This window comes from Streptomyces sp. NPDC048441 (genome assembly GCF_043200235.1).
GTDB lineage: Bacteria > Actinomycetota > Actinomycetes > Streptomycetales > Streptomycetaceae > Streptomyces.
This window is the reverse complement of the sequence record NZ_JBICXM010000003.1, coordinates 411,209-432,569: the sequence shown is the minus strand read 5'-3', so window position 1 is coordinate 432,569 and position 21,361 is coordinate 411,209. Positions and strand designations below refer to the sequence as shown.

At 69.9% G+C, this 21,361-nt stretch carries 19 protein-coding genes; 6 read left to right on the top strand and 13 right to left on the bottom strand.

The genetic code is table 11. The annotated features are described in order from the left end of the window. Nucleotides 1–134 precede the first annotated feature (134 nt). The 8 genes from ACGFSB_RS09930 to ACGFSB_RS09895 form a co-directional block, all read right to left on the bottom strand. On the bottom strand, nt 135–548 hold the full coding sequence (locus ACGFSB_RS09930) for a DUF3151 domain-containing protein (RefSeq protein WP_393396607.1): 414 nt from the start codon (nt 546–548) through the stop codon (nt 135–137). A 76-nt stretch (nt 549–624) separates the two neighbouring features. Next, nucleotides 625–1,656, bottom strand: a complete 1,032-nt coding sequence (fbaA, locus tag ACGFSB_RS09925) for a class II fructose-bisphosphate aldolase (RefSeq protein ID WP_393396605.1) — start codon at nt 1,654–1,656, stop codon at nt 625–627. 132 nt (nt 1,657–1,788) lie between these two features. Beyond that, nucleotides 1,789–2,343: an orotate phosphoribosyltransferase gene (gene pyrE, locus ACGFSB_RS09920; RefSeq protein ID WP_393396603.1), complete on the bottom strand. Its 555-nt coding sequence runs from the start codon at nt 2,341–2,343 to the stop codon at nt 1,789–1,791. A 30-nt stretch (nt 2,344–2,373) separates the two neighbouring features. After that, a complete protein-coding gene (locus ACGFSB_RS09915; RefSeq protein ID WP_393396601.1) occupies nt 2,374–3,174 on the bottom strand; it encodes an aldose 1-epimerase in 801 nt (266 codons plus the stop codon). A gap of 49 nt (nt 3,175–3,223) precedes the next feature. Beyond that, on the bottom strand, nt 3,224–4,033 hold the full coding sequence (locus ACGFSB_RS09910; protein WP_393396599.1) for an SRPBCC family protein: 810 nt from the start codon (nt 4,031–4,033) through the stop codon (nt 3,224–3,226). A 46-nt stretch (nt 4,034–4,079) separates the two neighbouring features. After that, nucleotides 4,080–5,672: a polyamine aminopropyltransferase gene (locus ACGFSB_RS09905; RefSeq protein ID WP_393396597.1), complete on the bottom strand. Its 1,593-nt coding sequence runs from the start codon at nt 5,670–5,672 to the stop codon at nt 4,080–4,082. A gap of 107 nt (nt 5,673–5,779) precedes the next feature. Beyond that, on the bottom strand, nt 5,780–6,298 hold the full coding sequence (locus tag ACGFSB_RS09900) for a DUF2617 family protein (RefSeq protein WP_393396595.1): 519 nt from the start codon (nt 6,296–6,298) through the stop codon (nt 5,780–5,782). A 322-nt stretch (nt 6,299–6,620) separates the two neighbouring features. After that, nucleotides 6,621–6,896, bottom strand: a complete 276-nt coding sequence (locus ACGFSB_RS09895; RefSeq protein WP_393396593.1) for a hypothetical protein — start codon at nt 6,894–6,896, stop codon at nt 6,621–6,623. A 160-nt stretch (nt 6,897–7,056) separates the two neighbouring features. On the opposite strand from ACGFSB_RS09895, the gene ACGFSB_RS09890 reads away from it, so the two are divergent. Both ACGFSB_RS09890 and ACGFSB_RS09885 read left to right on the top strand, forming a co-directional pair. Continuing rightward, a complete protein-coding gene (locus tag ACGFSB_RS09890; protein WP_393396592.1) occupies nt 7,057–8,265 on the top strand; it encodes a pyridoxal phosphate-dependent aminotransferase in 1,209 nt (402 codons plus the stop codon). A 47-nt stretch (nt 8,266–8,312) separates the two neighbouring features. Beyond that, on the top strand, nt 8,313–11,495 hold the full coding sequence (locus ACGFSB_RS09885) for an ATP-binding protein (protein ID WP_393396590.1): 3,183 nt from the start codon (nt 8,313–8,315) through the stop codon (nt 11,493–11,495). Here ACGFSB_RS09885 and ACGFSB_RS09880 read toward each other — a convergent pair. The 4 genes from ACGFSB_RS09880 to clpB form a co-directional block, all read right to left on the bottom strand. After that, on the bottom strand, nt 11,476–12,273 hold the full coding sequence (locus ACGFSB_RS09880; RefSeq protein WP_393396588.1) for an ABC transporter permease: 798 nt from the start codon (nt 12,271–12,273) through the stop codon (nt 11,476–11,478). The two genes, ACGFSB_RS09885 and ACGFSB_RS09880, sit on opposite strands and share 20 nt — an antisense overlap. Next, entirely contained in the window at nt 12,270–13,241 is a 972-nt protein-coding gene (locus ACGFSB_RS09875; RefSeq protein ID WP_393396586.1) for an ATP-binding cassette domain-containing protein, read from the bottom strand. The genes ACGFSB_RS09880 and ACGFSB_RS09875 overlap by 4 nt, the downstream gene beginning before the upstream one ends. Nucleotides 13,242–13,414: 173 nt before the next feature. Beyond that, nucleotides 13,415–13,957 carry a YbjN domain-containing protein gene (locus ACGFSB_RS09870; RefSeq protein WP_393396585.1) on the bottom strand — a complete coding sequence of 181 codons (543 nt, stop codon included), beginning with the start codon at nt 13,955–13,957 and terminating at the stop codon, nt 13,415–13,417. A gap of 112 nt (nt 13,958–14,069) precedes the next feature. Further along, a complete protein-coding gene (gene clpB, locus ACGFSB_RS09865) occupies nt 14,070–16,721 on the bottom strand; it encodes an ATP-dependent chaperone ClpB (RefSeq protein WP_393396583.1) in 2,652 nt (883 codons plus the stop codon). Nucleotides 16,722–16,889: 168 nt separating this feature from the next. On the opposite strand from clpB, the gene ACGFSB_RS09860 reads away from it, so the two are divergent. Next, on the top strand, nt 16,890–17,321 hold the full coding sequence (locus tag ACGFSB_RS09860) for a pyridoxamine 5'-phosphate oxidase family protein (RefSeq protein WP_393396581.1): 432 nt from the start codon (nt 16,890–16,892) through the stop codon (nt 17,319–17,321). 129 nt (nt 17,322–17,450) lie between these two features. On the opposite strand, the gene ACGFSB_RS09855 is transcribed toward ACGFSB_RS09860, so the two are convergent. After that, nucleotides 17,451–17,810: a hypothetical protein gene (locus tag ACGFSB_RS09855; protein WP_393396579.1), complete on the bottom strand. Its 360-nt coding sequence runs from the start codon at nt 17,808–17,810 to the stop codon at nt 17,451–17,453. Nucleotides 17,811–18,264: 454 nt separating this feature from the next. Here ACGFSB_RS09855 and ACGFSB_RS09850 point away from each other — a divergent pair, with 454 nt between their 5' ends. The 3 genes from ACGFSB_RS09850 (at nt 18,265) to ACGFSB_RS09840 (ending at nt 21,209) form a co-directional block, all read left to right on the top strand. Further along, complete coding sequence (locus ACGFSB_RS09850; protein ID WP_393396577.1) at nt 18,265–19,104, top strand: helix-turn-helix transcriptional regulator; 840 nt, start codon at nt 18,265–18,267, stop codon at nt 19,102–19,104. Continuing rightward, nucleotides 19,101–20,105, top strand: a complete 1,005-nt coding sequence (locus tag ACGFSB_RS09845; protein ID WP_393396575.1) for a LuxR C-terminal-related transcriptional regulator — start codon at nt 19,101–19,103, stop codon at nt 20,103–20,105. Before ACGFSB_RS09850 ends, ACGFSB_RS09845 begins: the two co-directional genes overlap by 4 nt. A 123-nt stretch (nt 20,106–20,228) precedes the next feature. Beyond that, a complete protein-coding gene (locus ACGFSB_RS09840) occupies nt 20,229–21,209 on the top strand; it encodes a LuxR C-terminal-related transcriptional regulator (protein ID WP_393396573.1) in 981 nt (326 codons plus the stop codon). The last annotated feature ends 152 nt before the right edge of the window (nt 21,210–21,361 follow it).

Sequence of the window (21,361 nt, the reverse complement as noted above, 5' to 3'; positions counted from 1 at the left end):
TTACCGACACGGGGGCCCCGGTCCCCACCGGCATCCTCCGCAACATCCCACAAAACGGCAAGACCTGCCTGGTCACAGCGGCGTCCAGGCAGGTCACGCACGTGCTCCGAGCGCTAGGGCGCTTCTGACGGGCCCTAGCCCAGAGTGTTCGCCGCCGCCTCGGAGGAGTCCCGCAGGAAGCTGGAGCAGCGCTCGTACTCCTCCTGCTCACCGATGGACTGCGCGGCGCGGGCGAGGCCGTGCAGGGCGCGCAGGAAGCCGCGGTTCGGCTCGTGCTCCCACGGCACGGGGCCGTGGCCCTTCCAGCCGGCCCGGCGCAGGGAGTCGAGGCCGCGGTGGTAGCCGGTGCGGGCGTACGCGTACGACTCGACGACGCTGCCGCGCTCGAACGCCTCGTCGGCGAGCTGCGCCCAGGCGAGCGAGGAGGTCGGGTATTTCGCGGCGACGTCGGCGGGCGCAGCGCCGTTCGCGAGGAGCTCGCGCGGCTCCGGGTCGTCGGGCAGGTGGGTCGGGGGCGGTCCCCCGAGCAGATCCTTGTGAATGGCCATGGGTTCCAGTCTGCGTCATACGCGTACGGGCCCGGCACCCAGGGAAGGGTGCCGGGCCCGTACGGAGCCGCAGCGGCTACTTCAGCTTCGTGCCCGTGGAGCGCAGGTTGCCGCACGCCTCGGTGACGCGCTTGGCCATGCCCGCCTCGGCGGCCTTGCCCCAGGTGCGGGGGTCGTACAGCTTCTTCGAGCCGACCTCGCCGTCGACCTTCAGGACGCCGTCGTAGTTCTTGAACATGTGGTCGGCGACGGGACGCGTGAAGGCGTACTGCGTGTCCGTGTCGAGGTTCATCTTCACGACGCCGTTCTCGAGCGCGGTCGCGATCTCCTCGGCCGTCGAACCCGATCCGCCGTGGAAGACGAAGTCGAAGGGCTGCGATCCGGCCGTCTTGCCGTACTTCGCGCTGACGCCCTCCTGGAGGTCCTTGAGGAGCTCGGGACGCAGGACGACGTTGCCCGGCTTGTAGACGCCGTGGACGTTGCCGAAGGACGCGGCGAGGAGGTAGCGGCCCTTCTCGCCGAGGCCGAGGGCCTCAGCCGTGCGGAGCGCGTCGTCGACGGTCGTGTACAGCTCGTCATTGATCTCGTGCGTGACGCCGTCCTCCTCGCCACCGGTGGGGGTGATCTCCACCTCGAGGATGATCTTCGCGGCGGCGGCCTTCGCGAGCAGCTCCTGGCCGATGGCCAGGTTGTCGGCGAGGGTCTCGGCGGAGCCGTCCCACATGTGCGACTGGAAGAGCGGGTTACGGCCGGCCTTGACGCGCTCGGCGGAGACGTCGATCAGCGGACGGACGTACGTGTCCAGCTTGTCCTTGGGGCAGTGATCGGTGTGCAGCGCGACGGTGATGTCGTACTTCGCGGCGACGATGTGCGCGAACTCGGCGAGGGCCACGGCGCCCGTCACCATGTCCTTGTTGTGCTGGCCGCCCAGGAACTCCGCACCACCCGTGGAGATCTGGATGATGCCGTCGCTCTCGGCCTCCGCGAAGCCGCGCAGTGCGGCGTGCAGCGTCTGCGAGGAGGTCACGTTGATGGCCGGGTAGGCGAACTTGCCTGCCTTCGCCCGGTCGAGCATCTCGGCGTAGACCTCGGGGGTTGCGATGGGCATGTGTCCGCTCCTTGTGATGTGCGGGGTGTGTGCTTGGCCCTGACCTAAGGGGGCGACGTCATCGTCGCCCCCATCTTTCCAGACTCGCCGGGCGGCTCCGGCCGCCCGCCACATACTGGATCTGGTCCGGATCTAGTCCAGGCCGAGGTCGTCCTTCGAGTACGCGAAGAGGTACGGCACCCCGGCGCCCTCGGTGATCTTCTCGCCCGCCCCGGTGGCCCGGTCCACGATGGTCGCGACGCCGACCACTACGCCACCGGCCTCGCGCACGGCCTCGACGGCGGTGAGCGGGGAGCCGCCCGTGGTGGAGGTGTCCTCGACGACGAGAACGCGGCGCCCCTTGATGTCCGGGCCCTCCACGCGGCGCTGCATACCGTGTGCCTTGGCGGCCTTGCGTACGACGAAGGCGTCGAGCCGCTTGCCGCGCGCGGCGGAGGCGTGCAGCATCGCGCCCGCGACGGGGTCGGCGCCCATGGTGAGCCCGCCGACGGCGTCGAAGTCGAGATCGGCGGTGAGGTCGAGGAGCACCTGGCCGACCAGGGGGGCGGCTTCCCCGTCGAGGGTGATGCGGCGCAGGTCGATGTAGTAATCGGCCTCGAGACCCGAGGAGAGGGTCACCTTGCCGTGCACCACGGCCTTGTCCTTGATCTGCCGCAGCAGGGCGCCACGTACGTCGTCGTCAGTCATGCCTGTCAGCTTAAAGCCGCGTACAGCAGCTCAGAGCCGCGTCCAGGTCCAGGTCGTCGACGCCTCAAGAGGGTCGATGGGGGTGACGAGGCGGGGCAGGGTGTTGAGCCCGTCGGGGGGCCCGGTCTGCGGCTCGACGCAGACGGCGGCTTCCTGCTCGTCGTACACGACGACCCACGGCTCGCGGCTCTTCACCGTGAGCGCGAGCTGATCCGGCCAGGTGAGGGTGACGTCGACGCCGTCGGGCATCCCGAAGCAGTCGTCCCAGGGGCCGGGGGTGGGGGCGATGCGGTTGCCGGTGGGGAGGTGGTCGTCGCCACGCTCCTCCTGCCATGCGGCGCTGAAGCCGATCCGGACGTCCTCGCTGCCCTCGCCCCCCAGGTTCCTGTTGAACCACGGGTGCCAGCCCGCCTGGGCGGGGAAGGAGTCGCCGTACGTCTCGATGCCGATGGTGAGGGTGAGGGAGTCCTCGGTGAGGGCGACGAGCTGCGTGACGCGGCCTTCGTAGGGCCAGGGGTCGGTGAGGTCGTACGTGAACGCGGCCTCGCTCTTACCGGCGCGGGCGGTGCGCCAGGCGGCGTCCCTGGCGAAGCCGTGGATGGCGTGGGGCGGGGAGTTGAGGGGCATCTGGTGGAGGGTGCCGCCGTTGCGGAACCTGCCGTCTCTGATGCGGCCGACCCAGGGGGCCATGGGGAAGCAGCCGTAGCGCGGCCCTTGCCTCAGCAGTTCTACTCCGCCGACCCGAAGGCTCCCCACTCGGCAGCCGTTCCCCGCTTGCACGGTAACTTCCGCGTCGCCCGCGGTCAGTGTCACGTCTTCTTCGCTACTCACGGGGTTGACCCTACGGGGAGAGGCTTTCTTGCTGCCCGACCCGGGGAAATCAACGCCTACGCCGAAGCGCCCGCCCCACCACGATCGCCGAGGCAAGCACCACCGCGGCAGCGGGCGCGGCCCACCGCAGCGTCGCCGAAGTCGACATGCTCTCCGCCGCGGGCGCCGGCGCGTACCGCCCCCGAGGCGGCGCATGGTCGACCTCCTCCGCGCTACGCCCGATCATCGTCCGCCGCGCGTGGGCAGCCTCCGCCGGCGGCACCAGGATCTCGTCCTCGCCCCCGTCGTCCTCGCCCCCGTCGTCCTCGCCCTCATCGAACGACGACGGCGGCACCTCCGTCTCAAAGACGGAGACCTCCTCCACGGGCTCGACCACGGGCTCGACCACGGGCTCAATCACGACAGGCTCCGGCTCGACCGCAGCGAGCGCCCCCGCCCCGAGCCCCGCCCCGAACCGCTCGAGCAGCCGCCGCACCGCCCCCTCCACAGCCTGTGGAGAACTTTCGGCGACGCGGCCGTCACCCGCACCCGTCCCGCCGAAGACGACCCGGGTCCCGCTCCCGTCATCCGCGGGATGAAGCCGCACGGTGAGCGAAAGCTTCACGGAGCCGCTGCCCCGCACCTCCACGCCCTCGCCCTCGATGGCGTACGACCCGTCGCCCCGCGCAGCGACCCGCGCCGCGCCGCGGTACGTGATCGTGTGCCCCCCGACCCGCACCTTGAGACGGCCGGAGAGCGGCGAGGCCGACTCGTCGGCGTCGCGCTGAAGTCCGGGCACCGCCCCAGCGACCTGCTCGGGATCGCTCAGCACCTGCTGAAGACGGTCGGCGGGAACCGGAACGAACACCTCATGCTCCATGGCAGCCGAGCCTACCCACGCGGCCCACACCATGTACGTCAGTTCGTCAGTTCGCGTACCGCGGGTGCACCAACGTGGAGGGGGCCAGGCCCCCCATCCGGGTCCGTTCGGCCGACGCGACGTCCGCCCGCAGCAGTCCCGCTGTCCCGGCCCCGGTCCCGCTCCCGCTCCCGGGCGGTTCGAGGACCGGCCGAGACCTGGCGGCGAGGACGAAGCCCCAGTCGCGCGGCGCCGACGCGCCGTCCGCCGTCCGGTCGGGCCCCGCGGCGAACCCGGAGACCCTGCCGCCCACGCGGTACGGCTCGGTCCGCAGCCCCGCCGCGCGCAGCGTCGCCTCCACCGTCCAGAAGACGCGGGGCCGCGCGGCGACCGGACCCGCGTGCACGGCGAGCCGGCCTCCCTCCGCGAGCTCCCGGCACGCCAGGCCGTAGAACTCCTGGGAGTAGAGCTTGGTGCTCGCGGTGATGCCGGGGTCGGGCAGGTCGGAGATCACCACGTCGTACGTACGAGGAGGCGAGCGCAGCCAGCGGAACGCGTCGGAGATCACCACCCGCACCCGGGGATCGCGGTACGCCTGCTCGTTCAGGTCGCTCAGCGCGGGGTCGCGGCGCGCCAGGTCCACCACCCCCGCGTCGAGCTCGACGATGTCCACGCGCCGCACCCCCGGATGCCGCAGCACCTCGCGCGCCGCGAGGCCGTCGCCACCGCCGAGGACGAGCACGCGCGCGTGCGGTCCGTTCATCGCGGGGCCGACGAGCGCCCGGTGGTAGCGGTGTTCGTCACGGCCGCTGACGCGCAGGCGCCCGTCGAGGTAGAGGTCGAGGGAGGCGCGCCTGCCGCCGGTGAGGACCACTTCCTGGACGTCGGTCTGCAGGGCGATCCGTACGTCCGTGCCGTAGACCGCCCGCCGCGCCGCCGCCTCGAAGTCGCCGACGAGGACGGCCGCCGCGGCGAGCATTCCGAGGACCGTGATGTTCGCGACGAGCAGCGCCCAGCGGCTGCGCGGGCTCAGGTCGCGCCGGAACAGGCCGAACACGAGGGCGCCGCCCGCGAGCACATTGATCGCACCGGTGATCAGCGCTCCGGTCAGCTGGCCGAGCAGGGGAAGCAGCAGGAAGGGAAAGGCGAGGCCGCCCACGAGCGCGCCCACATAGTCGGCGGCGAACAGGTCCGACACGGCGCCGCTGGGGTCCTGCCGCCTGATCCGCTGTATCAGCACCATGAGCAGCGGCACTTCGGCGCCGATGAGAAGGCCGATGGCGAGCGAGAACGCGACGAGCAGATACCGCGAGCCGCTCGCCCACACCTCGCCCCGGTCGCCGGTCCAGGCGAACGCCGCGTACAACGCCATCGCGCTCAGCCCGCCGACCAGCGCGAGCGCCGCCTCGACGAGGCCGAACCCGGCCGCGGCGCGGCATCTCAGGCGCTTGGCGAGCAGCGAGCCGATGCCCATCGCGAAGACCATCACCGAGAGGACCACCGATGCCTGCGTGACCGAGTCACCGATCAAGTACGAGGCGAGGGCGACGAGTTCGAGTTCGTACACCAGACCGCAGGCCGCACAGACGAAAACGCCCGCGAGGACGAGGAACCGCCCCGTCCGGGGCGTGACGGGTAAATGCGCTGACGGCTCGATCATCCTGGAAACGCTACGTCACCACACCCTCACACCGGGTCCCCCACATGAGTACACCTACCGGCGAAAGCGGCAAGCACCACCACCGGACAGCGGGGCACCCCGCCCGGTCAGAGCACCGCGGGCATCCGCGCTCCCACGCGGGTACGCGTCGCGACGAGTTGCCCGTCCTGCGGGTAGGCGTGCCAGGTGCGCCACTGCACCGAGCCCTCGTGCCGCTGCGCCAGCATCGCCGTGAACGCGTGCGGGCTACCGGGGAAGACCCCGGCGAGGCCGTGCGGATGTTCGGCCACGAGGGCGAGTAACTCCTGCGCGCGGCCCGCGAACTGGCCACGCGAGAGGGTCTCGACGCGCGCCGCGAATTCGTACTCCCACTCGCCCAGGCGCTTGGAGACGCCGAGCGGCAGCGGCGTGCTGCTGCCGGGGATGCAGGCGACGGTCTCGGAGCAGGTGCCCTGCTCCTCCTCGAGGAGTACCTGGTGGGACGCCCCCAGGAGTCTCAACTCCATTCTCGCGTCGCCCAGTTCGAGTACGAGTGTGGCGAGCGCGGGCAGCGGCTCGCGCCCCAGGGTCCAGGCGAGGTCCGCGGCGCACGTGTCGGTATAGACAGTCTTCAGGGTCGTGAGCATGGGTCGGCTCCGCTAACACGCAATGGAAGTGGTGCCGGCGCACCCGGTCGGAGACCGGGCGGCCGGAATGCCGGCTCGTGCCCACGCGAACGCCCTTGTTGTCCAAGTCGTCCGTTCGAGGGTGATGCTGACGGGTAAGAGGGAATCATGAACTACTGCGCTGACACAGCGTTTTTACCCAACTTCGGAGGGTTTCCACCCCCTCGGGGGCTGCACGGTTCAACTGTTCAATGACTCAACTCAATGACTCAACGACAAAGTGCCCGGCAGGAGTTGCCTCCTGCCGGGCACTACAACGGTTCGACGGACCAGCTGCCCCGTGTCAGCTGCCTCCGCCACCGCCACAACCGCCACCGCCGCCGCACGAAGAGCCGCCGCCGCACGACGACCCGCCGCCACAGGAGCCACCGCCGTGGTGGCCGCCACCGCTGTCGCCGCCGCTGTCGCCACCGCCCGCCCACCAGCTGCCGCCGGAGCCCGCCGCACCGGCCGCGCCGGAGTGCGACCGGCTGCCGCTTCCCCTGCTACCGGCGACCGCGAGTGCGACGACGACCAGAACCACCGCGACAAACACGAAGACCAAGATCATGACCTTCACGCCCCTTTCCATTCCCCCGAAGCAGGCCCCCCGTGGGTCCGCGTTCTTCCGCATGTTCTTTTGCATGTTCTTTTTGCATGTTGTTCTTGTGTGAAAGGGGAATGCCCCGGCAGCCGCCGATCCAAAGCAGAGTTGAGGAACTCCAGAGGTTCGGCGCAGGATGGCGGCCATGACCTCCACATCCGGGAGCGGGCGCCCGCTGCTCAACCGCCGCCTCGCCGAGTTCGGTACGACGATTTTCGCCGAGATGTCCGCGCTCGCGGTCACCACGGGTGCCATCAACCTCGGTCAGGGCTTCCCCGACACGGACGGCCCCGAGGAGATCCGCGAGGCCGCGGTCCGTGCCCTGCGCGACGGCCGCGGGAACCAGTACCCGCCGGGCCCCGGCATCCCCGAGCTCCGCACCGCGATCGCCGCCCACCAGGAGCACCGGTACGCCCTCTCGTACGACCCCGACCGCGAGGTCCTGGTCACGGCGGGCGCCACGGAAGCGATCGCGGCGTCCCTGCTCGCCCTCGTGGAGCCGGGCGACGAGGTGATCGCCCTGGAGCCGTACTACGACTCGTACGCGGCGTCGATCGCCCTCGCGGGCGGCAAGCGCGTCCCGGTGACCCTGCGCCCGGACGCGGCCGACAGCCGCTTCCGCCTCGACCTGGACGAGCTGCGCGACGCGATCACGCCCCGCACCCGGCTGCTCCTCCTCAACACCCCGCACAACCCGACCGGCACGGTCCTGACCCGCGCCGAACTGACCGAGATCGCGAAGCTCGCGGTCGAGCGCGACCTCCTCGTGGTCACCGACGAGGTCTATGAGCACCTGGTCTTCGACGACGGCGACGGCACGACGCACATCCCCCTCGCCTCCTTCCCCGGTATGCGCGAGCGGACGGTGACGATCGGCTCGGCGGGCAAGACGTTCTCGTTCACGGGGTGGAAGGTCGGCTGGATCACCTCCACGCCGGAGCTCGTGACGGCGGTCCGCTCGGCGAAGCAGTTCCTCACCTATGTCTCTTCGGGCCCGTTCCAGTACGCGATCGCGGAGGCGCTCGCCCTCCCCGACTCGTACTTCACGTCCTTCCGCGAGGACATGCGCGTCAAGCGGGACCTCCTGAGCGAGGGCCTGACGGCAGCGGGCTTCGACGTCTACCGCCCGGCGGGCACGTACTTCATCACCACCGACATCCGTCCGCTCGGCGAGTCCGATGGTTTCGCCTTCTGCCGGGCCCTGCCGGAACGCATCGGTGTCGTCGCCATTCCCAACGCGGTCTTCTACGACCACCGGGACGCCGGGGCGCCCTTCGTACGGTTCGCGTTCTGCAAGAAGGACGAGGTCCTCGCGGAAGCGGTCTCCAGGCTGAAGTCCCTGTAGCTCAAGTCCCTGTAGTGGCCAATCTGCGTCGTGGCTAATCTGCACCCGTGACTACCGACCTGACCCTGCTGCCGCGTGTCGCCTATCGCGGGCAGGAGGTCACCGCGCCCCGGCTCCGCGGTCTTCTCGCGCTGCTCGCGGGCGACTTGCGCACGGGCTGCGGCATCGAGCGGCTCGTGGAGGGGCTCTGGCTGCCGGACGAGCTGCCCGAGCGGCCGGGGAAAGCGGTGCAGGTCCTCGTGTCCAGGGCGCGGGCGCAGCTGGGCGCCGACGCCGTCGTCAGCACGCCGACCGGCTACCGGCTCACCCTCGCCGAGGAGCAGGTCGACAGCTCGGCCCTGCTGCTGCACGCCGCAGCGAGCGCGGACCGGGCCAGGGCCGGGGACTACGCGGGGTCCCTGGCCGCGGCCGATGCCGGGCTCGCGCTGTGGAAGGGCACTCCTGACGGGGGCTGCGACACCGAAGACCCCCTGGCCGCCCTGCGTGCCGAACGCGCCCCCGTCCACGCCACGCTCGTCCGCGCACGGGCACTCGCGCTCGCCCGCCTCGGTCGGCACACGGAGGCGGCGGGGCCGCTCGCCGTGGCCAGCGCGGACCATCCGCGCGACGAGGAGGTCCTCGCCGAGCTGCTGCGCGCCGAAGCCGCGACGGCGGGTCCGTCCGCGGCGCTTGCGCGGTACGAGGCGTACCGCCGTGAGCTGCGCGACGGGCTCGGCACCGACCCGGGCCCCGCGCTCAAGGCCGTACAGCAGGAGCTGCTGCGCGGCGAGGCACCCGTGGCCAGGCACGGGGTGCCGCACGAGCCGAACCCGCTCATCGGCCGTGCCGAAGACATCGCGGAGGTGCTGCGACTCCTTCGCGACTCCCGCGCCGTCACGGTGGTCGGCCCCGGCGGCCTCGGCAAGACCCGGCTCGCGCATGCCGTCAGCCGCGGTGCCGAGCAGCGCGTGGTGTATTTCGTGCCGCTCGCAGGCGTCACCGCGGGCGGGGACGTGGCCGCCGAGGTGGCCTCCGCGCTCGGCGCGGGCGAAGGGCGGCCCGGCGCCGCGAGCGGCCACAGCCAGGACGTCCAGCACGCCCAGGACGCCCAGGTGTCCGGCATCCTCGGCGTGCTCGGCTCCGGGCCCGCGCTGCTCGTCCTCGACAACTGCGAGCAGGTCGTCCGGGGCGCCGCCGACCTCGTACGGGCCCTGGTCTCGTCCTCGAAGGACCTGCGGGTCCTTGCCACCAGCAGGGCCCCGCTCGGCCTCACGTCGGAGGCGGTGTACGCGCTGCCCGAGCTCGGACTCGACACCTCGGCCGAGCTGTTCACGCAGCGGGCCCGCGCCGCGCGGCCCGGCGTGGAGCTGCCGCCGGACGCGGTCGCCGGGCTCTGTCGCCACCTCGACGGCCTTCCGCTCGCCGTGGAGCTTGCGGCGGCACGGGTGCGGGTCCTGTCCGTGCCGGAGATCGCCCGCCGCCTCGGCGACCGGTTCGCGCTGCTCCGTGGCGGGGTGCGGGACGTGCCGGAGCGCCACCGCACGCTGCACGCGGTCGTGGAGTGGAGCTGGAACCTCCTCGACGAGGAAGCGAAGGCCGCGCTGCGCCTGCTGTCCGTCTTCCCCGGCGGTTTCACGGGCGATGCGGCGGAGCACGTGCTCGGCGATGACGCGCTGTTCCTCCTTGAGCAGCTGGCCGATCAGTCGCTCCTCACCGTCGCCGACACTCCGGCCGGGGTGCGGTTCCGGATGCTGGAGACCGTACGGGAGTTCTGCGCGGCCCGGCGTGCGGAGGCGAGCGAGGACGAGGAGGCCGTCGGCCGGTTCCTGGCCTGGGCACGGGACCTCGGAGTCACGTACCACGACTGGGCGTTCGGCTCGGAACCGCGGGCGGCCTGGGAGCAGATCAGGGCCGAGCAGGACAACCTCGTCCTCGCCCTGCGGCACGCTCTGGCCCGCACGGACAGCCCGCATGCCCTGGCCCGTACGGACGGCCCCACCATCGCCGCGCTCACCGCGGTCCTCGCCGCCCTGTGGTCCACCGACTCCCACTTCCACCGCCTCGCCGCCCTCGCCGCGGACACCGGCCCGCCCCTCTCGCACTACTACCCCGAGCCCGAGTACGTCGAAGTCGCCCGCGCCGCCGCGGTGTTGTGCACGGCGAACCTGTTCATGGGCTACGGTCCGCTCCCCGTACGCCAGCTCGTCACCCTCCGGCGGCTGCCCACGGCCCCGCCCGACACGCTGCTTCGCGCCGTCGCCGCGGTGCTGAGCGCGATCCCCGAGATGCTGCCGCCCGACCACGAGGTGCTGCGCGGGCTCTGCGAGAGCGGGCAGCCGCTGCTCGCCGGGGTCGCCGAGTCCATCGCCACGTACATCTGGGAGTACGAGCACGACATCGACCGCGCGCTCACCTCGGCCCGCCGGATACTCACCGAACTGGCCCTGGTCGACAATCCGACGATGCGGCTCATGGGGCATTCCCGGCTGAGCGAGCTGTGCCTGCGGACGGGGCGGGGCGAGGAGGCGTACGAGCATCTCGAGGCGGCGCTCGACGTGGTGCCGCGGCTCGGCGACGGGCACGACTACACCTTCATCCGTACGGGCCTCGCCCTCGCCTGCCTGCAACGCGGGGACCCCGACGAGGCCGAGTACTGGCTGCGGCAGGCGGAGAGCGACAACACCCCTCAGACGGGCGCCTTCTACCGCCCTGACCTCGGCGGGCGCGCCGAGATCGCCCTCACCCGCGGTCTCACGGAGGTAGGGCTCGGCCTGTGGCGCGGCGCCGTGGAGCGGCTGACCGAGGCCGACTCCCTGTACGGCGACCCCTCGCTCGACCCGTGGGCGCTCCAGATCCAGTCGGCGGCGGTGACGGCGCACGCGCACGTCGGCCGTATCGAACTGGTCGCGGAGCCGCTCGACCGGCTGCGCGAGGGGCTGCGGACCCTGCTCGACGGTCCGGCAGGGTCACCCATGGAGCTCCTGCTGTTCGGAACGGTGCTGCACGCGCTCGGCATGGCGGGGCTCGCGTCCGGCGACACCGGTGCCGTACGGATGATCGCGCTCGCCGAACGGCTGCGGGTGTTCCGCGAGTTCCAGCCTTCGATGTCACGGGACCGCGCCAGGCAGGCGGCCGAGAACGCCGACAGGGCGGCGTACGCCGACGCGGTGTCGGAGTATGCCGCCCTGGAGCGGGACGAGTTGCGGGAGGCGGCCCGCACGGTCGCCCCGGCTACTTCGGGTCACGGTTGAACTGTGCGGTGGCCCAGCGGTAGCCGAGTGCGGTGAGGGCGATGCACCAGGCGAGGGCGATCCAGCCGTTGTTGCCGATCTCGGTACCGAGGAGCAGGCCGCGCAGGGTTTCGATGGCGGGGGTGAAGGGCTGGTATTCGGCGATGGGCTGGAACCAGCCGGGCATGGTGTCGGCGGGGATGAAGGCGCTGGAGATGAGGGGCAGGAGGATCAGCGGCATGGCCATGTTGCCGGCCGCTTCGGGGTTGGGGCTTGCCATGCCCATCCCGACCGCGATCCAGGTCAGGGCCAGGGCGAACAGTGCGAGCAGGCCGAGGGCGGCGAGCCATTCCAGGGCGGTGGCATCCGTGGAGCGGAAGCCGATGGCCACGGCGACTACGCCGACGAGGACCAGGCTGGCGAGGACTTGCAGCACGCTTCCCAGGACGTGTCCGATGAGCAGGGAACCGCGGTAGACCGCCATGGTGCGGAAGCGGGCGATGAGGCCTTCGGTCATGTCCGTGCAGACGGAGATCGCGGCGCCGATGACGGTGGAGCCGATGGTCATCATCAGCAGGCCGGGGACGATGTAGGCGATGTAGTCGGCGCGGTCCGCGCCGCCGCCGCCGATGCCTGTGCTCATTACGTCGCCGAAGATGTAGACGAAGAGCAGCAGCAGCATGATCGGGGTGAGCAGCAGGTTCAGGGTCATCGACGGGTAGCGCTTGGCGTGCAGCAGGTTGCGGCGCAGCATCGTGGACGAGTCGCGGACGGCGAGGGTGAGGGCGGGGGCACTCATCGGACGGTCTCCTTGGACTGGTTGGGCACATCGGTGCTGCCGGTGAGGGCGAAGAACACGTCGTCGAGGTCGGGGGTGTGCACGGTCAGTTCGTCCGCCTCGATACCGGCCGAGTCGAGCCAGTCGAGGATGGAGCGCAGCTCGCGCTGGGTGCCGTCGCTGGGGATGTGGAGGGACTGCGCGTCGTCGTCCCTGGTGACCTCACGCAGGGCGACAGCGGCGCTCTGGTACGCGGCCGGGTCGGTGAAGCGGAGGCGGATGTGTCCGCCGGGGATGAGGCGCTTCAGCTCTTCGGCGCTGCCCTCGGCGACGATCTTGCCGTCGTTGAGGACGGCGATGCGGTCGGCGAGTTCGTCGGCCTCGTCGAGGTACTGGGTGGTGAGGAAGACGGTGACGCCGTCGGAGACGAGCTCGCGGATGATCTGCCACATGTTGTGGCGGGAGCGTGGGTCCAGGCCGGTGGTCGGTTCGTCGAGGAAGATGATGCGCGGATCGCCTACGAGGGTCATGGCGAGGTCGAGGCGGCGCTTCATGCCACCGGAGTAGGTGGAGGCGGGCTTCCTCGCGGCCTCGGTGAGGTCGAAGCGCTCCAGGAGCTCGGCGGCTGTGCGGCGGCCCTCGCTGCGGGAGAGGTGGTGGAGGTCCGCCATCAGGAGCATGTTCTCCTCGCCGGTGATCAGGCCGTCGACCGCGGAGAACTGCCCGGTGACGCCGATCGCGCCCCGTACGGCCTGTGCCTCGGTGGCGAGGGCGTAACCGCCGACGCGCAGCTCGCCGCCGTCCGCGGTGATGAGGGTGGAGAGGATCTTGACGGCGGTGGTCTTGCCGGCGCCGTTCGGGCCGAGCAGGGCGAAGACTGTTCCTTCAGGGACGGTCAGATCGATTCCGTCGAGGACCGTCTTGTCCCCGTACGCCTTGCGCAGCCCTTTGGCCGCGATGGCGGGTGAGTGCGATGTCGTTGTGGTCATGCCGCAGAGATTGCGGCAGGGCGCATTCAGCGCGCTTTCACGGTGCTTTCACGGTGCTTTCAGGGCTCTGAAACCGCTCGCCCCTGCGACGACGAAAGCCCGGTCGGGGCGCCCAGGTGGGCGCCCCGACCGGGCTGTTGATCGTGGCAGCAAGGCCCTCGTCGTCGCCAGGCCTAGGCCTCGTCGTCGCCGGGCTTCTCCTCGCCCTCCGGGGCGTCGACGTCGGCCTCGAGGCCGAGCTGCTCGACGAGCCAGCGGTCGAACTCGATCGCCGCCCGCACCCAGCTGACCGTCGACGACACGAAGTGCTCGAGGGCGACGCCGGTGCCGATCAGCATCTGCGCCTCGCCGATGAGACGGACGGTGCCGTCGTCGTGCGTGTGCGTGTAGACCTTCGGCCACAGAGTGCGGCGGTTCCAGTCGTCGATCGCTTCGAGAAGCTGTGCCTTCTCGTCGATCCCGTGGGCACGGTCGTAGAACGTCCGCACCGAGAAGACCTGCTGGTCTCCTTCGCCACGGAACATGAAGTACGTGCGGAACTCCTCCCACGGCGCCGCGAGGTCACCCTCTTCGTCGACGACGTGCTTGAGCTCCATCTGGTCCAGAAGCTGCTTGACCAGGTCCTGGTCGGGGACAACGGGGCCCGCCGGTCCATCGCCCTGCTGCGGTTCGGGCTGTCCCCCGAAATTCGGAATCGAGGACGGGTCGATGCTCACGTGCTTAGTCCCTTCGTACGGATTCCGCCATCCTGCCCCATGTCGGGCGGGGGCTCGCAACCCCCGCCCCAGATGTGACCGGGTTATGCCGTCGAAGGGCGCTTCGCGACGCTCACAACGTCTTTTCCCCTGTCGCCGTCTCCCCCGTGTTCGACCCCGTATCCGACGTCGCCGGGCCGACGATCAGACCGTCCCCGAAGGTGTCCACGCGCACGGTGTCGCCGTCCTTCACCTCGCCGGACAGGATCTCCTTCGCGAGCCGGTCGCCGATGGACGTCTGGATGAGGCGCCGCAGGGGCCGCGCGCCGTACGCGGGGTCGTTGCCCTCGTCCGCGAGCCACGCAAGCGCCTCCGGGGAGACCTCGAGCGCGAGCCGCCGCTCGGCGAGCCGCTTGGCGAGGCGGTCGATCTGCAGCTTGGCGATGTGCGCGAGCTCGTCCTTGTCGAGCGCGGAGAAGACGACGAGGTCGTCGAGCCGGTTGAGGAACTCCGGCTTGAAAGAGGCGCGTACGACCTCCAGAACCTGCCGCTTCTTCTCCTCCTCGGAGGTGAGCGGCTGGGCGAGGCTGTGTCCGCTCAAGAACTGACTGCCGAGGTTGGAGGTGAGGACGAGGATGGTGTTGCGGAAGTCCACGGTCCGCCCCTGCCCATCGGTGAGCCGCCCGTCATCGAGCACCTGAAGCAGCACATCGAAGACCTCTGGATGGGCCTTCTCGACCTCATCCAGAAGGACGACGCTGTACGGGCGCCGCCGCACGGCCTCGGTCAGCTGACCGCCCTCTTCGTAGCCGACGTACCCGGGCGGGGCACCGACCAGCCTGGCCACGCTGTGCTTCTCGCCGTACTCGCTCATGTCGATACGGACCATGGCGCGCTCGTCGTCGAAGAGGAAGTCGGCGAGGGCCTTGGCCAGCTCGGTCTTGCCGACGCCGGTGGGCCCGAGGAAGAGGAAGGACCCGGTGGGCCGGTCGGGATCGGCGATCCCGGCGCGCGTACGCCGTACGGCATCCGACACCGCGCGCACGGCCTCGGTCTGACCGATGAGCCGCTTGCCGAGCTCGTCCTCCATGCGGAGCAGCTTCTGCGTCTCGCCTTCGAGGAGCCGCCCGGCGGGAATGCCGGTCCAGGCGCCGACAACATCGGCGATGTCGTCAGGCCCCACTTCCTCCTTGACCATGGTGTCCTTCGACACCTCTTCCTCGGCCTCGGAAGCGAGCTCCAGGTCGTGTTCGAGGGTGGGGATCTCGCCGTAGAGCAGCTTGCTCGCGGTGTCGAAGTCGCCGTCGCGCTGGGCGCGCTCGGCCTGCCCGCGCAGTTCGTCGAGCTTCTCCTTCAGCTCGCCGACACGGTTGAGGGACTGCTTCTCCTTCTCCCAACGGGCATTGAGCCCACGCAGTTCCTCCTCCTTATCGGCAAGATCGCGCCGCAACTTCTCGAGCCGCTGCTTACTGGCCGGATCGGTCTCCTTGCTGAGCGCCAGCTCCTCCATCTTCAACCGGTCGACGGCGCGCTGGAGTTCATCGATCTCCAGGGGAGAGGAGTCGATCTCCATCCGCAGCCGGGAGGCGGCCTCATCGACGAGGTCGATGGCCTTGTCGGGCAGGAAGCGCGACGTGATGTACCGATCGGAGAGAGCGGCGGCGGCGACGAGCGCGCTGTCGGCGATCTGGACCTTGTGATGGGCCTCGTACCGCCCCTTGAGCCCACGGAGGATGGCGATGGAGTCCTCGACGCTCGGCTCGGCGACCAGCACCTGCTGGAAGCGCCGCTCGAGGGCGGGGTCCTTCTCGATGCGCTCGCGGTACTCGTCGAGGGTGGTAGCGCCGACCATCCGCAGTTCACCGCGGGCGAGCATGGGCTTGAGCATGTTGCCCGCGTCCATGGCGGAGTCACCGCCGGCCCCGGCCCCTACGACGGTATGCAGCTCGTCGATGAACGTGACGATCTGCCCATCACTCTCCTTGATCTCGGAGAGGACGGTCTTGAGGCGCTCCTCGAACTCGCCGCGGTACTTGGCGCCCGCGACCATGGCCCCCAGGTCGAGCGAGACGAGCCGCTTGTTCTTCAGGGACTCGGGGACGTCCCCCTTCACGATGCGCTGCGCCAGCCCTTCGACGACGGCGGTCTTGCCGACGCCGGGTTCGCCGATGAGGACGGGATTGTTCTTCGTACGCCGGGACAGAACCTGCACCACGCGCCGGATCTCCTGATCCCGCCCGATGACGGGATCGAGCTTTCCCTCCCTGGCGGCGGCGGTGAAGTCCGTGCCGAACTTCTCCAGGGCCTTGTACTGCCCCTCCGGGTCCGGTGTGGTCACCCGGCGTCCTCCCCTTGCCTTCTCGAACGCGTCGAGCAGCTTCTTGGCGGTGGCCCCGTTCTTGGTCAGGACCTCGCCGGCGGGGCCGCCCTTGGCGGCGACGCCGATCAGCAGATGCTCGGTGGAGAGGTAATCATCGCCCAGCTCCTTCGCTCGCTGCGAGGCGTCGGCGATGACGGCGAGCAGCTCGCGGTTGGGCTGCGGCGGGGCGACGGTGGAACCCGTGACGCTGGGCAGGGCGCTCAGGGCTCGCTCGGCGTCGGCGCGGAGGGTGGCCTGATCGGCGTCGACCGCGGCGAGCAGGTCGGTGATGTTCTCGTTGTCCGCCCCTTCGAGCAGGGCGAGCAGCAAGTGCGCCGGGGTGAGATCGGCGTGCCCGCCCTCCACGGCCCGGCTGCTGGCCGCGTTGATCGCGTCCCGGCTCCTGTTGGTCAGCTCGGCATCCACGTGGTCGTCTCCTCCTTGCGTGCTTGCGTCCTTGCGGTACGTACGGCCTGGCCTACTACCTGACTTATTAACCATACATAAAGTTGAGTCTATTCCGCTCAAGGCAGAGGGCGGAAGAACGGAAGGGCGGCGGGAGGCTACCGGCAGCCGGGCAGCTAGGTTCCCCGCATGGCCATAGACCCGCTCCACCCGACACCGTCGTACTTCAGCTTCTGGCGAGAACGGCACCTGTGCACGCTGACGACCCCGCGCCCGGACGGCACCCCGCACGTCGTGCCGGTGGGCGTGACGTACGACCCCGGGGCGGGCGTGGCACGCGTACTGGCGAACAAGTCGAGCGCGAAGGTCTCCCACGTCCTGGCCGCGACGGGCGTGGAGGGGCAGCCGGGGGCGCGGGTGGCGGTCTGCCAGGTCGACGGGCGGCGCTGGGCGACGCTGGAGGGGTACGCGAGCGTACGTACGGAGGAGGGGGAGATCGCGGAGGCGATACGGCGCTACGAGGAGCGGTACGGGCGGGTGCCGAGGCCGAATCCGGACCGGGTGCTGATCGAGATAGCGCTGACGCGGGCGATGGGAACGCGGTCGCTGGGCGAGGCATAGCCCTGCCCTGGTGTCTGCATGGCGTGCCCCCCTCGGCACGCACCACAGCGGCGCCACCGTGTTCAGGTCCACGGTGGCGCCGCTGCTGGGGGAAGCACCTGCGCGATTTACAACGACGGGGGAATCGCGTCAGGCGCTGCGGGGGGTGGCTGTGATGGCTCTTGTAGTGCTGGAACTCTGCTGCTCGTCCTGCTGGCCGGGGTCACCGACCAACTGATGGTCACGCCGGTCGAGATTGACGAAGACCATCCCGTACCGAATGGCACACCGCACGGGCTGCGGGGCGCCTCGCGGCTTACGGAGGCACCGGTAGGCCCGGATCTCCTCCTCGTCGTCACGGGTGACGACGACTGGCTCACCGAGAAGCGTGACCATCAACGAGTCGCCTGCGTGGGGTATCGCGGTGGCGAGATCGATGAAGTGCCAACCTGAGCGGTAGGCGGTGGCCATTTCTCGGCGGAAGGTGCGGTCGTCGGGGGGAGTGCTCATGCGGGGCCTCCCGCGGGCGCCACGCCCCAGACGAGATCCCCGGGAAGGGCCGAAACAGAAGTCGCCTGCTCGGACTTGGCCCCCCAGACAAGATCACACGTACTCACCGCACCCAAGACCAGCCCTGCGGAGAAGGTGGTGACAAGCACCGAGCGAAGCATGCGCTTAAACATGGTCGGCTTCGTCCTCACTTGGTAGGTTCCTCTCCCCCGGCTCAACAAGACGATGTCTCAATCCAGCACGTCAAAGCCACAGGGTGGATGCATCATGTTCCTGCACGTTCAGGACCCTGGGGGGTGGAGATTTGCTTACAACAGGTGCAATACCGACACATCCTCACCCCTCAACCCCACTTTGTGTTGAGGGATCGAGGCTGTACGCCACGGCACTGAGCGCGGGGCGCCTCGCACGCTCGGAGGCCGAGAAAGTTCCCTGTCTCGAGGAATCCGCGCTCATGCATCCGGATCCCGACGACGCCGACTGGCTGCGTCCGGTTCCGCCGTCAGCCGCGCTCGCGCAGCGGCTGCACCCCATCGAGCGCGAAATCCAGGAACGGCGAAGAACCGCTGTTGAACTGACCGACATCTTCGAGCCATTTATGGCCATTACCTCCCACATGGAGCCCACAACTCAAGGGTTCACCGTCCTGGAGGGAGATGCCCGGATCGGCGCGGTCATCGAACGCGCCACAGCGGACTGCCATTCCGAGATTCTCACGATCCAGCCGGGCGGCGGCCGCAGCGAGAACGTGCTCAACCTGGCGATGAAGCGCGGGCAGACCGTCATCGACCGCGGCATCACCATGCGCACTCTCTACCAGCACACGGTCAGGCACAGCCAGGGCACGCTGGCCTATGCGGACCGCATGGCCAAGGGAAACGTCGAAGTACGGACCCTGGAGGAACTGGTCGACCGGCTGATGATCTTCGATCGCAGCGTCGCCCTGATCCCCGCGCACACCCGCCAGGACGCGGCTCTGGAACTCCGCCATCCCGGCCTGATCGAGTACCTGGCCAACGTCTTCGAGCAGCTCTGGAACCGGGCGACTCCCCTGGTCGAAGAGGTGCCCTACGCGCCGACCACCGACGGCATCACGGGTGTTCAGCGCACGATCGCCAGACTCCTCATCGAAGGCCACGTCGACGAGGCGATCGCCCGCCGACTCGGCATGAACGTCCGTACCTGCCGCGCCCACATCGCGAAGATCGCCGCAGCCCTTGGCAGTGGAAGCCGGGCCCAACTCGGCTTTCTGATCGCCCAGTCCGGGATCCTCGACCAGAGCCGCCCGACATGACGGCAGAGCACGTAGGCGCCGTACACATACCGCACGAAGCCGACGAACTCTGTGAATCCGGCTCGGCCGTCTACACACGCGCCTTGTGCGAAGGCCGCATCCGGTGCGAGGACACCAGCCACGCCCCCTGCCTGCTCGACCTCGGCCTCCTGCATCCCGACGTCGACGACCAGCGGTGGCTACTCCCCACCGCCCCGGCCGTCGCCCTCCCCCGGCTGCTGTGCACCATCGAGGACCGGGTGGCACGCCACCGGCGCCGTGAGGAGAAGCTGGCGGCGACGTTCGAGCCCTTCCTCGCGATCGACACCTCGCGCCTGCCCGACCGGGAAATCTCCGCGATCACGGTCCTGGAGGGCCTTCCAAGGATCAACGCGGCGCTGGACCGGGCACTCGACCACGCTCACCGGGAGGTGCTCACCGTCCAGCCGGGTGGAGTGCGGCCTCCCGAATCTCTGGCCGAAGCTCTCCCCCGAGATCAGGCGATGCTCGACAAGGGGTGCCGTTCACGTGCCCTCTATCAGCACACGACGCGCCACTCCCTGCCCGCGCTCGCCCACTACGAGCGCCTGCGCGGTGACGTCGAAGTCCGCACCCTGGACGAAGTCACCGAACGCCTCATCGTGCTCGACCGCTCCGTGGCCTTCATCCCGGCGAACGAAGACCGAACGCTCGCACTGGAACTCCGGCACCCCGCCCTCGTCGAGCACCTGGCCACCACTTTCGACCGCCTCTGGCGCCTCGCCACCCCCATGTGGCCCCAGACGGCCTCACAACCGGCTGAGAACGGCATCACGACCCGCCAGCGCGCCATCGCCGCCTTCCTCACCGAAGGCCTCAACGACACTGAAATAGCCACTCGCCTCGGCATGAACGTCCGCACGGCCCGCGTCCACATCGCCAAGCTCAGCTCGCACCTGGGCAGCCACAGCAGGACACAACTCGGCTATCTGATAGGCCAGTCCGGGATTCTGGACCGCCGAAGACCGGAGCACGAGCCGTAACAACCGGACGGACCGACGTGACCCCGGCCGCGGGAAGTGGCCACTTCAACGACGGCCCGTGACCCGGCCCACACGCCTCCTGCATAGAATCTCGGCGCCTCGACCGAGCGGGAGGGAGCGCACATGACCTTGGAGCACACACCCCACAGACCCGAAGATCTCTGCGCCACAGGCACAGTCCTCTACATCCGCGCCCTGCGCGAAGGCCACATCCAAGGAGAAGAGGCCGAACAGGCGCCCTGCCTGCTCGACTTCGGCCTGCTCCACCCCGACGTCGACGACATGCGCCGCCTGCGCCCCACCGCCCCCACCGCCGCCCTCCCCCGCCTCCTCCGCACCATCGAGGACCGCATAGCGGACCAGCGGCGCCGCGAGGACCAGCTCACCGCGGCCTTCGAGCCGCTCATCGCGCTCGACGCGCAGCTCGCCTCCGCGTCGGGCGACGACGACCCCGCAATCACCGTCCTCGACGGCCTCGACCGGATCAACTCCGCTATCGACCAGGCCATGACCGAGGCCACGGAAGAGTTCCTCGCCGTGCAACCCGGCGGCACCCGTCCCCCGGAGACCCTGGCCGAAGCCCTCCCCCGCGATCAGGCACTGCTCTCCCGCGGCTGCCGGATGCGCACCCTCTACCAGCACACCACCCGTCACTCCCTGCCCGTCCTCGCCTACTTCGAACGGCTCGAAGGCGACGCGGAGGCCCGCACCCTCGACGAAGTCACGGAACGCCTCTTCGTCTTCGACCGGACCGTGGCCTTCATCCCGGCCAGCAAAGACCGCAGCCTCGCCCTCGAACTGCGAAACCCCGCCCTGGTCAAGTACCTCGCCACCGCCTTCGACCGCCTCTGGCGCCTGGCCACCCCCATGTGGCCCCAGGCAGCCCCTCAGCCCCCCGAGAACGGCATATCCGCGCGCCAGCGCGCCATCGCCCGCCTCCTCACCGAGGGCCTGACGGACTCCGAGATTGCCGCCCGGCTCGGCATGAACATCCGCACCGCCCGCGTACACATCGCCAAACTCGCCAACACCCTCGGCAGCGAGAGCCGGGCCCAACTCGGCTTCCTCATTGGCCAGTTGGGAATCCTGGACACCCAGAACTGAAGCTCACCTTCCGCCCCCAATATGCCCATTCACACTGAATGCCCCCGCCTCAGTTCCCTGCACCGCAACAAGATGACGCTGTCGGCAGCCACTCCCAGCACGGCAATGTGGACCACAGCGAGACGAGGCCTCGGTCGGCATCCGGGGCTCCG

Excerpts from the sequence above, each read along its gene's own strand:
- ACGFSB_RS09930 (WP_393396607.1), bottom strand. The coding sequence starts at position 548 with ATGGCCATTCACAAGGATCTGCTCGGGGGACCGCCCCCGACCCACCTG.
- fbaA (WP_393396605.1), bottom strand. The coding sequence starts at position 1,656 with ATGCCCATCGCAACCCCCGAGGTCTACGCCGAGATGCTCGACCGGGCG.
- pyrE (WP_393396603.1), bottom strand. The coding sequence starts at position 2,343 with ATGACTGACGACGACGTACGTGGCGCCCTGCTGCGGCAGATCAAGGAC.
- ACGFSB_RS09910 (WP_393396599.1), bottom strand. The coding sequence starts at position 4,033 with ATGGAGCATGAGGTGTTCGTTCCGGTTCCCGCCGACCGTCTTCAGCAG.
- ACGFSB_RS09905 (WP_393396597.1), bottom strand. The coding sequence starts at position 5,672 with ATGATCGAGCCGTCAGCGCATTTACCCGTCACGCCCCGGACGGGGCGG.
- ACGFSB_RS09900 (WP_393396595.1), bottom strand. The coding sequence starts at position 6,298 with ATGCTCACGACCCTGAAGACTGTCTATACCGACACGTGCGCCGCGGAC.
- ACGFSB_RS09890 (WP_393396592.1), top strand. The coding sequence starts at position 7,057 with ATGGCGGCCATGACCTCCACATCCGGGAGCGGGCGCCCGCTGCTCAAC.
- ACGFSB_RS09880 (WP_393396588.1), bottom strand. The coding sequence starts at position 12,273 with ATGAGTGCCCCCGCCCTCACCCTCGCCGTCCGCGACTCGTCCACGATG.
- ACGFSB_RS09875 (WP_393396586.1), bottom strand. The coding sequence starts at position 13,241 with ATGACCACAACGACATCGCACTCACCCGCCATCGCGGCCAAAGGGCTG.
- ACGFSB_RS09860 (WP_393396581.1), top strand. The coding sequence starts at position 16,890 with ATGGCCATAGACCCGCTCCACCCGACACCGTCGTACTTCAGCTTCTGG.
- ACGFSB_RS09855 (WP_393396579.1), bottom strand. The coding sequence starts at position 17,810 with ATGAGCACTCCCCCCGACGACCGCACCTTCCGCCGAGAAATGGCCACC.
- ACGFSB_RS09850 (WP_393396577.1), top strand. The coding sequence starts at position 18,265 with ATGCATCCGGATCCCGACGACGCCGACTGGCTGCGTCCGGTTCCGCCG.
- ACGFSB_RS09845 (WP_393396575.1), top strand. The coding sequence starts at position 19,101 with ATGACGGCAGAGCACGTAGGCGCCGTACACATACCGCACGAAGCCGAC.
- ACGFSB_RS09840 (WP_393396573.1), top strand. The coding sequence starts at position 20,229 with ATGACCTTGGAGCACACACCCCACAGACCCGAAGATCTCTGCGCCACA.